Source organism: Aquimarina sp. 2-A2 (assembly GCF_045505135.1).
In the GTDB taxonomy this organism is placed as follows: domain Bacteria; phylum Bacteroidota; class Bacteroidia; order Flavobacteriales; family Flavobacteriaceae; genus Aquimarina; species Aquimarina intermedia.
Genome location: NZ_JBJKFI010000004.1, coordinates 157,668 through 170,607, shown reverse-complemented (window position 1 = coordinate 170,607; position 12,940 = coordinate 157,668). Strand labels below are relative to the sequence as shown.

10 protein-coding genes are annotated in these 12,940 nt (G+C 35.6%); all 10 read left to right on the top strand.

Annotated features, from left to right (window positions below; all coding sequences use genetic code 11):
• The first annotated feature begins 67 nt into the window (after positions 1-67).
• Entirely contained in the window at positions 68-1,792 is a 1,725-nt protein-coding gene (locus ACJRPK_RS11480; RefSeq protein ID WP_407140041.1) for a carbohydrate-binding protein, read from the top strand.
• Positions 1,793-1,919: 127 nt separating this feature from the next.
• Complete coding sequence (locus ACJRPK_RS11475; protein ID WP_407140040.1) at positions 1,920-4,097, top strand: beta-1,3-glucanase family protein; 2,178 nt, start codon at positions 1,920-1,922, stop codon at positions 4,095-4,097.
• A gap of 1,043 nt (positions 4,098-5,140) precedes the next feature.
• Positions 5,141-6,556 (top strand): rhodanese-like domain-containing protein, encoded by a 1,416-nt coding sequence (locus ACJRPK_RS11470; protein WP_407140039.1) that lies wholly within the window; start codon positions 5,141-5,143, stop codon positions 6,554-6,556.
• Positions 6,557-6,993: 437 nt separating this feature from the next.
• Complete coding sequence (locus ACJRPK_RS11465; RefSeq protein ID WP_407140038.1) at positions 6,994-7,359, top strand: rhodanese-like domain-containing protein; 366 nt, start codon at positions 6,994-6,996, stop codon at positions 7,357-7,359.
• A gap of 18 nt (positions 7,360-7,377) precedes the next feature.
• Positions 7,378-7,533 (top strand): hypothetical protein, encoded by a 156-nt coding sequence (locus ACJRPK_RS11460; protein WP_407140037.1) that lies wholly within the window; start codon positions 7,378-7,380, stop codon positions 7,531-7,533.
• A 171-nt stretch (positions 7,534-7,704) separates the two neighbouring features.
• A complete protein-coding gene (locus ACJRPK_RS11455) occupies positions 7,705-8,394 on the top strand; it encodes an aspartate/glutamate racemase family protein (RefSeq protein WP_407140036.1) in 690 nt (229 codons plus the stop codon).
• A 529-nt stretch (positions 8,395-8,923) separates the two neighbouring features.
• Complete coding sequence (locus ACJRPK_RS11450) at positions 8,924-10,171, top strand: FAD-dependent oxidoreductase (protein ID WP_407140035.1); 1,248 nt, start codon at positions 8,924-8,926, stop codon at positions 10,169-10,171.
• 124 nt (positions 10,172-10,295) lie between these two features.
• On the top strand, positions 10,296-11,516 hold the full coding sequence (locus tag ACJRPK_RS11445) for a sulfite oxidase (protein ID WP_407140034.1): 1,221 nt from the start codon (positions 10,296-10,298) through the stop codon (positions 11,514-11,516).
• A 2-nt stretch (positions 11,517-11,518) separates the two neighbouring features.
• Positions 11,519-11,995 (top strand): monoheme cytochrome C, encoded by a 477-nt coding sequence (locus ACJRPK_RS11440; protein WP_407140033.1) that lies wholly within the window; start codon positions 11,519-11,521, stop codon positions 11,993-11,995.
• Complete coding sequence (locus tag ACJRPK_RS11435) at positions 11,979-12,935, top strand: sulfurtransferase (RefSeq protein ID WP_407140032.1); 957 nt, start codon at positions 11,979-11,981, stop codon at positions 12,933-12,935. The genes ACJRPK_RS11440 and ACJRPK_RS11435 overlap by 17 nt, the downstream gene beginning before the upstream one ends.
• Positions 12,936-12,940 lie beyond the last annotated feature (5 nt).

Genomic DNA, 12,940 nt, shown 5'->3' with positions numbered 1-12,940 from the left:
TTTTCAAATTTGGCTTAGTCATATTCTCGCACCATTAATTTTTACACAGAATTTAATTTTTAATATTATGAAAAACATACATAAGACAACGAGGCTTGTCATTTTCTTATTTTGTTTAGGAAATACGATGATTGCCCAAAACTGGATTCGGGTTTGGGAAGACGAATTTACAAATGGAATCAGTTCTGACTGGGTGTTCGAGACGGGCAACGGATCCTCTGGTTGGGGAAACAATGAACTTCAGTACTATCGCCGGGAAAACGCAACCGTAGTCAATGGTAATTTGGTAATTACTGCAAAAAAAGAAAATTTTGGAGGCTATAATTACACATCTGCCAGAATGAAAACTCAGGGTCGTAAGAATTTTAAGTATGGTAAGATAGAGGCAAGAATAGCATTACCCACAGGGCAAGGAGTATGGCCAGCTTTTTGGATGTTAGGCAGTAACATTAATACGGTTGGCTGGCCGGCATGTGGAGAAATTGATATCGTAGAACATGTGAACAACGATCCTGACATTCACGGTACTATACATTGGCAAGATAATAATAATACGTACGCATATTACGGAGGAAAAACTGCTGTAAATGTGAATGATTATCACACATATTCAGTAGAGTGGAGTGCAACCGATATTCGTTGGTTTGTGGATGGTGTTCAATATCATATGGTTAGTATAAGTGAAGGTATTAATGGAACCAGTGAATTTCATAATGACTTTTTCTTATTGTTAAATCTTGCTATTGGAGGTAATTGGCCCGGATTTTCTATCGACGAAAGTAGATTGCCCGCAAAAATGTATGTAGACTACGTCCGTGTTTATGAAAAAGGGCAGGGGAATCCCACGCCTTCAACAGGTCCTGTGACCTTGTATGCAGACTGTCCATTTTCGGGTACTTCAGTAGCGTTATCCGAAGGACGCTATACACGAGCACAGCTAGAAGCTTTAGGGATGGTCAATGATCATGTTTCATCATTAAAAGTACAATCAGGATATCAGGCTACCTTATACTGGGATGATAATTTTAGCGGAAGCAGTTTAATTAAAACTTCAGATACATCCTGTTTGACTAATGATACTAACTGGAATGATAAAATGACCTCTATTGTAGTCTCCAAAATACCGACCGGCGAAGCTTCATTATTTATTGAAGCTGAAAATTATACCAATATGTCCGGTGTTCAAAAAGAGAATTGTTCAGAGGGAGGTCAAAATGTTGGTTATATCGATGCTGCAGACTGGATGGTATATGATGCTATTGAGTTTTCAAGCTCCGGAAATTATACCATTGAGTACCGAGTAGCGAGTGCAGTTAACGGGGGTGTGTTATCCACGGATGTGAATGCGGGGACCACTGTATTGGGAGAGGTTACGATTCCAAACACAGGAGGTTGGCAGAACTGGACTACTGTTTCTCACACGATAACCATAAATGCAGGAACCTATTCCTTAGGGCTGTATGCAGTCGCCGGGGGATGGAACATCAATTGGATCAAAATTACTAAGCAAAACGCTAACAGAACATCGGTTTCAACTTTGGATGCTAAAGCCTCTGATAACATAGAAACGACTCTTGTATATCCAAACCCTTTTAAAGATACGATCCACATCAATTTTAATTCAAAAACTGCAAAGATGGTTGTTTTTGACCCTCAGGGGTGTACCCTGTTAGATCCGGAAGTAATTGAATCAGGAGACTCATTGGATACGTCCAATTGGGCAAAAGGAATATATATCATTGTACTCGAATACGATGGAACAAAAAAAACCAGACGTATAATAAAAAATTGATGAAGGTTTTATATTAGTAAACTTTCAATGTTAAACATCCATTTTTCAGGATTTCGTATTCTTAAACTTACCAAAATCAATCGGGTTCCTTTTTGTTGAACCAAAACCAACTTAAATATATAACACAATGAAAACTAGACAAATAATTATTAATAAAAGGACAAGTACTCACATTCTTTTTGGAATAGTATTTTTTTTGATCTCAATCGCCCGGTCACAAACCTTACCGTATCAAATAACAAATGACTCAGAGTATACTGATGACGAAATCTATGTTGCCATCGTAGGTATTACAGATGGTCATGTTTGGGTAGATCCGGTAACAGGTCAGGTCAATCGTATGGATCCATCTTATAACACGGTTCAAGGACCAGTGATTAATGGAAATCAAGGCCCTGGAGAAAATGGTTTGTATGCAAATTGTTTTCGTAAATTAAGTGATATTCCAAACAAAACACTTCAGATTCCTCAGATAGCAGGATGTAGGATTATGATTTCCTTTAAAAGTCAGTTATTTCTGTACTTTTTTGGTCATTCAGGAGATCCGAGTGGGTATGCTGCTCCAAACCTGGAGAACCCAACAGATCCAAATCAAGGAATCAAATTTGAATTGGTAGAACTAACTTATAATAATAACGGTTTATGGTGTAATACCTCCAGAGTTGATTCATATCAATATCCTATGGGCCTAGAGGTTTGGGGAGAAAACTTTTATAAGAAAGTGGGTGAACTAAAAAAACATAATGAGATTTTGACTAAATGGCAGACTAGTAGTCCTAATGAATTTAAGTCTTTGCTAGATATAAATCAGGGAATTATTAAATTTCCAACCAAAGTAGAGACCTTTCCTAAAAATTTTTTGGATGAGTATATCCAAAATATATGGTCCAAATATGTGAGTCAAGAGCTCGCTTTTACTTCAGATGCCGGAATTTGGAGAGGAAGTGTTCAAAATGATAATCAATTTGTGTTTCGTAGAGATAGTGACGGTCAAATAGGAATCATTGCAGGTAAACCCACAACTATTGAAGCTATGGAGGGGAGTGGTGTCATGGCCTCTGGTGATCGGTGGGATTTAGTGGTACAATCCCAAATGGTAGCAGCAATAACAAGACATGCTGTAGATTTAAATGTAGCATCAGGAGTATTGCAAAACTTTGGTGATAGTTCTAAATACTATCAAACTTGGCCATATAATTGGTATTCCAAATTCTTTCATCAAGAGGATATCAGTTTTGAGAGTCAGACGTATACATTCGCGTATGATGATGTTTATGATCAATCAGCGACAATACACACCATACAACCTAATGCTATAAAAATCACCATCGGAGGGTTACAAAATAATTCAAATCCCACGCCTTCAACAGGTCCTGTGACCTTGTATGCAGACTGTCCATTTTCGGGTACTTCAGTAGCGTTATCAGAAGGACGCTATACACGAGCACAGCTAGAAGCTTTAGGGATGGTCAATGATCATGTTTCATCATTAAAAGTACAATCAGGATATCAGGCTACCTTATACTGGGATGATAATTTTAGCGGAAGCAGTTTAATTAAAACTTCAGATACATCCTGTTTGACTAATGATACTAACTGGAATGATAAAATGACCTCTATTGTAGTCTCCAAAATACCGACCGGCGAAGCTTCATTATTTATTGAAGCTGAAAATTATACCAATATGTCCGGTGTTCAAAAAGAGAATTGTTCAGAGGGAGGTCAAAATGTTGGTTATATCGATGCTGCAGACTGGATGGTATATGATGCTATTGAGTTTTCAAGCTCCGGAAATTATACCATTGAGTACCGAGTAGCGAGTGCAGTTAACGGGGGTGTGTTATCCACGGATGTGAATGCGGGGACCACTGTATTGGGAGAGGTTACGATTCCAAACACAGGAGGTTGGCAGAACTGGACTACTGTTTCTCACACGATAACCATAAATGCAGGAACCTATTCCTTAGGGCTGTATGCAGTCGCCGGGGGATGGAACATCAATTGGATCAAAATTACTAAGCAAAACGCTAACAGAACATCGGTTTCAACTTTGGATGCTAAAGCCTCTGATAACATAGAAACGACTCTTGTATATCCAAATCCTTTTAAAAATTCGATTCAATTAAAATTTGAAGATCGACCAAAAGCAATCAGGATTTTAAATATTTTAGGATACGAAGTGTGGAAATCAACTAATATAGTGCCAGAGGAAGCTATTGACCTTTCCACTTTAAAAAATGGTCAGTATATCATGATAATAAAATATGGAGATCATAAAGAAATAAAATATTTAATAAAAAAGTAAGGGATCTTAAGTGTTTATATTCTTAGAAAAAACTTCGTGATTAATAATCTGAATACCTTTTTTTAGAGGTCTGAGAGATAATAAAGGAGTACTCGCTGCAAGATGGTAATTCTTGACAAGCATAGAAACCACAACCCACAATAAAAATTGTGGGTTTGCTTTTGCGGAGAATGAGGAACTATCTATTTATCTTTATATGATTGATAATCAGTTTTTTTTGTATATGTTTTTCGAATTTACGTACCGAATCTCTCAACAATCAATATTTTATGCATTTTGATCTAAGGTATTCCAAAAAAACCTCTAATCTAACCTTAGCAGCACAACTATTAACAACAAAAACTCAAAATAAATTGTATCTTCTTTTCATTTACCAACTTTCTTTTTTCTAAAATATTTATAACATATCTTGTGTAGAAATGATGATTGCGTCGAAATTTTAAATTTAAATGATGTCATTCAATATGCCTGGTTTCCATTATTCTTTTAGTACGCCACTCCATCCTAATATGAGCATTCGTGACAACCTCTTTTGGATGCTCAAAAATTATGAAACGGAAGTTTGTTGCATGTACTATGTAGAAGTAACTCCTTACAACATTGTTATGCCTGTTGTATCATCATTCCTCACTAATTAAATTATATCTCCTTATAATCATAAATTTATCGGTTATTTTAATTTAAGAAACAGGCTTTAACATGGTAACCAACTTAGCAAAATAATCTAATAGTGATCAGTAACATTTGTTACATTTATTAAAATTAGAGCGAAATAAGTTTTTTACTGCACGAGCTTTTTGACTCAATGTACTTGACCATATATTTTTTCTGTGAATTCTTACCTATCCCTGATAATTATCATTAATTCTATCTTATCTGGACGCTATTTTTACATCATCAGAATCGTACTTGATAAAAAGTAGGATTTTTAACTAAGTATGAAAGTGTAACCTTGGTTTAGAGTTGTAATGTAACATAAGTAACTGTAAAGCAGAAATATCAACACTATTTTTATACGATACTAATAATTAAAATTAAGCACGATGAAAGTAGAACAGATTTATACAGGATGTCTGGCTCACGCAGCCTATTATATTGAGAGTAATGGAGAAGCAGCAGTTTTTGATCCATTACGAGAAGTACAACCTTATATCGATAGAGCACATAAAGATAACGCTGAAATCAAATATGTTTTTGAGACTCATTTTCACGCTGACTTCGTAAGCGGACATTTGGATCTAAGAAAAAAGGCAGGATCAGAAATTGTATTTGGACCTGGTGCGAAACCAGCCTATGAAGCGACAATAGCTGAAGACGGACAGGTTTTTGAGGTAGGGAATTATAAGGTTAAAGTAATCCATACTCCTGGTCATACGATGGAAAGTACTACATATCTTTTAATTGATGAAAATAATAAAGAACATGGTCTTATCACCGGTGACACTTTATTTATCGGAGATGTAGGACGTCCGGATCTGGCACAACATGTAGTTTCTGATTTGACAGAGGAAAAATTAGCAGGTCATTTATATGATTCACTTCGTAATAAAATAATGCCATTAAACGATGATCTTATCGTTTATCCAAATCACGGAGCTGGATCTGCTTGCGGAAAAATGATGAGTAAGGAGACTACAGACACACTTGGTAACCAGAAAAAAACAAACTATGCATTACGCGCAGATATGACTAAGGAGGAATTTATTAAGGAATTATTAACCGGACTTACCGCACCTCCTGGATATTTTCCTCAAAATGTTTTGATGAACATCAGAGGTTATGAAAGTCTGGATAGTATACTGGATAGAGCGACAAAATCATTATCTCCTGAAGAATTTGAAGTGGTAGCTAATGAAACTGGCGCATTAATGCTGGATACCCGGGATGCAGAAGATTTTGCAAAAGGGTTTATACCAAATAGTATAAATATCGGACTCGAGGGTAGTTTTGCCCAATGGGTCGGTGAAATGATTCCAGATGTTAAGCAGGAAATTTTATTGATTACCTATCCTGGAAAAGAAGAAGAAGCCATAACAAGATTGTCTAGAGTAGGCTATGATAATACAGTTGGATATCTAAAAGGTGGATTTAGTTCCTGGAAAGAAATCAGAAAAGATTTTGAATCCGTTGCTAGAGTGACTCCTTCAGATCTTGAGAAAAGTTATAAAACTCAAAAACCATTACTTTTTGACGTTCGTAAAAAAAGTGAGTACGATTCTGAACATGTACTAGGAGCCATTAATGTACCACTAAACGAAATAAACAATCACTTAGCACAGTTTCCTAAGGATAAACCGTTGATACTTCACTGTGCCGGCGGGTATAGAAGTATGATTGCTGCCTCAATTTTAAAGCAAAGAGGATGGGATGATGTTGCTGATGTAATTGGCGGATTTGAAGAAATTAAAGAAACCAGCGTCCCTAAATCAGAATACATTTGTCCTACCACCTTACTTTAAATTACCTGATATATGTATAGGATCAGATGGGAGATATGAGCAACATCTCTTTGGCCAGTATTTTGCGTGAAAGCTTTTGAATCGACGGTAAAGGCAATATGCGGTAAGGTGAGGATTGCTTTTATTTAAGTGATTTCTGCAAGAACACATCCGACATTTGGCTCTTATCAGTATGAATTAGAATTTTGCTCATAGGTAGGTACTTTCGAGGAAGTCTTTCACCGTTTATAACAATAATAATCTTGTGTGTAACCTATGTTACTGTTTCTGAAAAGAGCGTTATATAACTTTGTGAATACACCGAACCTGCAAGAAATTATTAAATATTAGAAGTAAATATAAATTCAAAATAAAAAATGGTTGGCTAGTATTGATTGGTTTTTGAAAGGAAGTAGTCAGTATGCTACGACTGCTTCCTTTTCAATTTAAAATATAATATGAAAAAAATATTTGTAATTATGACTTTTTTGAGTTCAATTTTTGGTGCGAAAGCACAACAATTCGATGCAATAAAAATACTGGACGTGGCCTCTTTTAAAGAAGCTGTTTTAGGAAAGAACGTTCAGCTTGTTGACGTACGCACTCCACGGGAATATGAGGCTGGACATATCGATAATGCTATAAACATAGATTATTTTAAGCTTGATAAGTTTAAACAATCATTCGATGCACTCGACAAAGAAAAGCCTGTGTATGTATATTGTCGCTCGGGTAACCGAAGTCAAAAAGCAGCCAGAAAACTTTTAGGTATGGGTTTCAATACGGTTTATGACTTAAAAGGAGGCTATATGTTTTATAAGTAATTTTAATAGTGTAAAAAGATGTTAGATAAGGAACTATACGAAAAAATAGCTCAGGAGATTCACAGTGAGGAGAGTCCTGTGGGGATCGACGCTAAAAAAACGCATATCATTATCATCCAAAAGTTAATGAATATTGAAGATCGTTTAACGATTATTGAGAATAAGCTGAAATAAAAAAATTAAGTGGAATTTGTAAAGTAAAAGCTGTTATAGTTTCCTTTTTCAAATATTGAATAAAGGAGTTGTTCTATGTAAAAAAAAAATAAATAGTCAATTGTTCTGGTAGAAAAATAAAGAAGAATAATGGTTAAAGACCTCTAGACTTAACCAAAAAATAAACATAACATGAAGACATTAGGTATGATTGGTGGTACTTCCTGGCACTCTACAATTGTTTATTATAAACTAATCAATGAGTTAGTGGGTAATAAAATAGGTACGCAGGCTAATCCGGAGTTGTTGTTGTATAGTATTAATATAGAATTGATGCGTGAACAGAATAAGGAAAAGATAAATGCAAAATACCTTGAGGTAGCTGATAAGCTGGAAAAAGCGGGAGCCAAAGCTATTATAATTTGCGCAAATACACCACACATGGTGTACTCCTTTGTACAGCCCCAAATTAATATACCAATATTACATATTGCTGATGCTATAGGTAAAGAAGCTTCTAGGTTGAAGCTTAGTAAACTAGGATTATTGGGAAACCAGCCAACAATGACAGGGAGTTTTATTCCTTCATTTTTGGAGTCCAATTTTGGAATCAAGACTATCATCCCAGATGTGGAACACATAACCAAATCCCATACGTATGTCTCTCAGGAATTAACACAAGGAAAGTTTACTGATAAGGCAAGAGAATTTTTCCTACAACAGATTCAACTACTAAAAGATAAAGGTGCCGAAGGGATTATTTTGGGTTGTACCGAGTTGCCTATGTTGATTGACGCAACACATTCAAATATACCATTGATAGCTACTACTCAGCTACACGCTAAAATGGCATCAGACTTTATTATGGAAAAGGAAGCGTAACGATCCGTTATCTATTTCGGCATTTGCTTAGTATCAATGTTAATTGATAGCGATGCTGGTATTTAGAATTTGTTTTTTATTCTATATAAAACGTAAAGAAAATAGCGCAACTAGCATTCGCTAACAATTATTTAGCTGGGTGGCTACATTGACTATGGAGATGTATTTTCTATTCATTTTGAGCACTTAAAATAGCACTATAGTTGCTTCGTGACAATTGTCATAAATCTTATGGAATAATCTCTCTATTTTGGAATAATTTGGAAACAGAATAGAATCAAAAAATCCAAGCACGATATAATCTTTGATATGCTATCACTAACTCGTGTTTCTTTTTTGACAAGTTCACCCATTGTTTATTCTGTTGGGTCCAAATCACTGATTACGAATTATAAAATTTGAAATAGTCAAATCATATACTCGATTTTGAATTATGTCAAAATAGTTGAATTTCACCCTTTGTGTAACCTAAGTTACTGTAAAGGTTAAGTTTAATAATTACTTTTAATTAGTCCATAAATAGATAAAAATGAAAACACATTATCAAATTTTAGTTATAGGAGGAGGCACCGCCGGCATCATGACCGCTGCCCAATTACTTAAAAAGGATAAAAGCTTAGACGTGGCACTTATTGAGCCTGCTGATATTCATTATTACCAACCTGCTTGGACTTTGGTAGGTGCCGGAACTTATAATTATAATAAAACGGCAAGACCAATGAGTTCTGTTATGCCAAAAGGTGTTACATGGATAAAGGACGCTGCTTCGGGATTTGATCCGGAGAATAATAGTATTTCTACAAAATCAAGCGGTAATATAGGCTATGATTATTTGGTGGTTGCACCAGGACTTACCTATGACTATTCGTTGGTTCCGGGATTAAAAGAATCCATCGATAAGGGGGTAGTATGTAGTAATTATACAGATCCAAAACACACCTGGACGGTTCTTAAAAATTTTAAAGGAGGAACTGCTTTGTTTACGCAACCTACAACAACTATAAAATGTGGTGGGGCTCCACAGAAAATAATGTATCTGGCAGAAAGCTATTTCCGTAAAAGTGGTGTAAAAGATAAGACCAATGTGGTTTTTGCTACTAATGGAGGTGTAATTTTTGGCATTAAAAAAATTGCTGAAACCTTGACGAAAATTATAGATAAAAAGGATATTAATGTCCGTTTTGGTCATCAACTTAAAAAAATTGATGTAGAAAAACAAATTGCTTGGTACGCTTTAGGGGATAATGAATCTGAATATAACCATAAAGATATTGAAGTATCAAAAGAGGGTGACTTAGTAGGTATCCATTATGACATGCTTCATCTGGCGCCACCATCTGTTGCTCCTAAATTTGTACAAGAATCCATTTTGGTCAATGAAGCTAAATGGTTAGATGTGGATCAATATACAATGCAACATAATAAATATCCTAATATTTTTGGATTAGGGGATATAGCAGCACTACCGACTGCAAAAACAGGCGCTGCTATCAGAAAACAAGCACCCGTAGTAGTCGATAATATTATACGGCTTATGAAATATAATAGAATCGGAGACAAATCTTATAACGGGTATTCTTCTTGTCCTTTAGTCACCGACTACGGCAAAATGGTCTTAGCAGAGTTTGATTATGAAAACCGGTTTACCCCGGATCCCAAATTAAAACAAATGTTTATTAAAGATTCTTCAAAGGAACATTGGAGACTCTGGATACTCAAAAAATACATGCTCCCTTTTTTATATTGGAATAAAATGCTCAAAGGAAAGGAAGTTTAGTTTTCTATAGTTAGCTTAAAACGGATACTATAAAATTTAACTTTACATGGTTATTGTAACATTTGTTACAGAAATTAAGAATTTATAATCTTAATTTTAACAAAATATAAGGTATTTCTGTTATATGGAACGAAGAAATTTTGTTAAGAAAGTAGTTTTAGGCTCAATGGCTACTGTTATTGGAGCAGATATTGTTTTTGGATCCACAATGTTGGAAGGTTATCAACCTCTGGCACTTCAGGATCCAGATCCTTTTAAAATGTTCAATAAGGATAAGCAAATGGAAGTTCTTAATGACAAGCCCTGGAATATTGAGGCTAAAGCACATTTGTTAGATGAGAAAATAACATCTAATAAATATATGTTCATTCGCAATAATGGTTTAGTCCCTGATGCTATTGATAGTAACGAATGGACATTGACGATTGACGGAGAATCAGCAAAGCAAATAAAAAGTTATACGCTTGCCGAATTACAAACAAAATTTCCACAATATACCTATCAGCTTACTTTAGAGTGCGGCGGTAATGGACGTAGTGAATTTGATCCTCCAGCAAAAGGAAATCAATGGACAGTTGGTGCGGTCTCATGTGCAAAATGGACAGGCGTTCGGTTGCGGGATATTCTGGAAGATGTCGGTATAAAAGATAGCGCTGTGTACATTGGATATCATGCTGTTGATGCTCACCTGAGTCGAGATCCTAAAAAAGAGCCCATCTCTCGAGGCGCTCCTATGGCAAAAGCATTACAAGATGAAACATTAGTAGCTTTCAAAATGAATGGACAAGATATACCATTAGTTCATGGATATCCTTTACGATTAGTTGCAGGGGGATGGCCAGCTTCTGTTTCGGGTAAATGGGTGAACAGGATAAGTGTTCGCGATAAAGTACATGATGGTACCAAAATGACCGGAACAGCATATCGTGTTCCTTGTGAACCTGTCGCACCGGGAGAAAAAGTAAAGGATGAGGATATGTGCATCATAGAGTCGATGCCTGTAAAGTCGCTTATTACATATCCTAAATCAGGAGCAATAATTAAAAAAGGAAAGAAATTAAATATTAGAGGACATGCCTGGGCAGGAGAGCTGGAAGTTACAAAGATGGAATATTCTATTGATTTTGGTGCCACCTGGATCGCTGTCTCAGTAGAAAAACCGGTCAATCGTTTGGCATGGCAACATTTTGATGCTACCATAGATTTTCCGAAAAAAGGATATTATGAAGTCTGGTCAAGAGCTACTGATTCACAAGGCTATAGTCAACCAATGCTGGTGCCGGGATGGAATCCTAAAGGTTATTTAAATAATGCTTGCCATCGTATTGCAGTAAAAGTTGAATAGTAATGGATAGGCAGGAACAATTTAGAAAACAGGTTAGGGTAATCTATCAACTGCTGAAAGTGGTCGTTTCTATGATCATTATTGTTGCAATTGCTGGAATTTACCTCATTGCAGATCCAAGCTTCTCGGTTTTTAAGAAATCAGCACCTGATTCCGCATATATTGTTGTTCAGGAGGATGAGGAAGATAGAATAGAAAACGGAATTCATGTTCGCAGTGGATTAGTCGAAGCTGAAGGCTTGATGGAAGTGGTAAATAATTGTACCAATTGCCATTCTTCAAAGTTAGTTATTCAGAATAGGATGACTGCAGAACGATGGATAGCAACCATTCGCTGGATGCAGGAAACTCAAAACTTATGGGATTTAGGTGGTAACGAAGAAATCATAGTAAATTATTTAGTAACAAATTATCCTCCAATAAAAAAAGGAAGGCGTGAAAATTTAAGAAATGTTGAGTGGTATGACTTACAGAATTAGTAGTGTTATAATTTTGAGTGTGTTTGTGTTCTCCTGTAACAAGCAAAGAGACAAAACTTTTCCAAAGTCCGAATTAGAGGTAAGTTCTTACGCTAGTTCAGACCATCTGATAGAAGCAGAGGAGTTACTAAAAGTATACCAACAAAAGCATTTGAAAATTATAGACTTTAGAAAGGCAACAGCGTATGCTGAAAAGCATATTGATGGCGCGTTAAATATTTGGCGTACAGATATTGAAGATACTTCGTATCCCTACAAAGGTATGATGGCAAATAAAGAAAAGTTAGAAGCCCTGTTTAGAAAATTAGGAATTAAAAATGATGATCAGTTGATTATATACGATGATAAAGGTTCTGCTGATGCCTCTCGTTTGTGGTGGGTACTTAAGAATTATAATTTTGAATCTGTAAGGATTTTAAATGGAGGATTGAAGGCTTGGGAAACAATCGAAGGAGCTATGAATGACAAACTTGTGCCGATTATTTCTTCGGAATTTATACTTCCGGTAATTAGTTCTTTGGATTTATTAATTGAAAAAGATGAAATGATAGAAATAATCAATTCAAACAGAAAAAAAATCATTTTAGATACTAGAAGTCAGGATGAGTTTACTGGAAAAAGGCAGAAGAATGGTGCTGCCAGAGCAGGGAGAATCCCAAATAGCGTTCTAATCGATTGGGCTGAAGCCATTGATTATGAAGGGACCCAGAAATTTAAAACGTACGATGAATTAGAAAAAATTTATAATAGGCTAGGAGCATCAAAGAACGATCTTATTATTTCATATTGTCATAGTGGTGTACGCTCTGCATATACTACCTTCGTGCTAACCGAATTGTTGGGTTATAACAATGTAAAAAATTATGATGGGTCTTGGGTCGAATGGAGTTATTTCAAGAATTTACCTTTTGAACAAGACAGTATAACAAAATTAAATTAAAAAGT

Coding starts and splice junctions, on each gene's coding strand:
- ACJRPK_RS11480 (WP_407140041.1), top strand. CDS start 68: ATGAAAAACATACATAAGACAACGAGGCTTGTCATTTTCTTATTTTGT.
- ACJRPK_RS11465 (WP_407140038.1), top strand. CDS start 6,994: ATGAAAAAAATATTTGTAATTATGACTTTTTTGAGTTCAATTTTTGGT.
- ACJRPK_RS11445 (WP_407140034.1), top strand. CDS start 10,296: ATGGAACGAAGAAATTTTGTTAAGAAAGTAGTTTTAGGCTCAATGGCT.
- ACJRPK_RS11475 (WP_407140040.1), top strand. CDS start 1,920: ATGAAAACTAGACAAATAATTATTAATAAAAGGACAAGTACTCACATT.
- ACJRPK_RS11440 (WP_407140033.1), top strand. CDS start 11,519: ATGGATAGGCAGGAACAATTTAGAAAACAGGTTAGGGTAATCTATCAA.
- ACJRPK_RS11435 (WP_407140032.1), top strand. CDS start 11,979: ATGACTTACAGAATTAGTAGTGTTATAATTTTGAGTGTGTTTGTGTTC.
- ACJRPK_RS11450 (WP_407140035.1), top strand. CDS start 8,924: ATGAAAACACATTATCAAATTTTAGTTATAGGAGGAGGCACCGCCGGC.
- ACJRPK_RS11455 (WP_407140036.1), top strand. CDS start 7,705: ATGAAGACATTAGGTATGATTGGTGGTACTTCCTGGCACTCTACAATT.
- ACJRPK_RS11470 (WP_407140039.1), top strand. CDS start 5,141: ATGAAAGTAGAACAGATTTATACAGGATGTCTGGCTCACGCAGCCTAT.
- ACJRPK_RS11460 (WP_407140037.1), top strand. CDS start 7,378: ATGTTAGATAAGGAACTATACGAAAAAATAGCTCAGGAGATTCACAGT.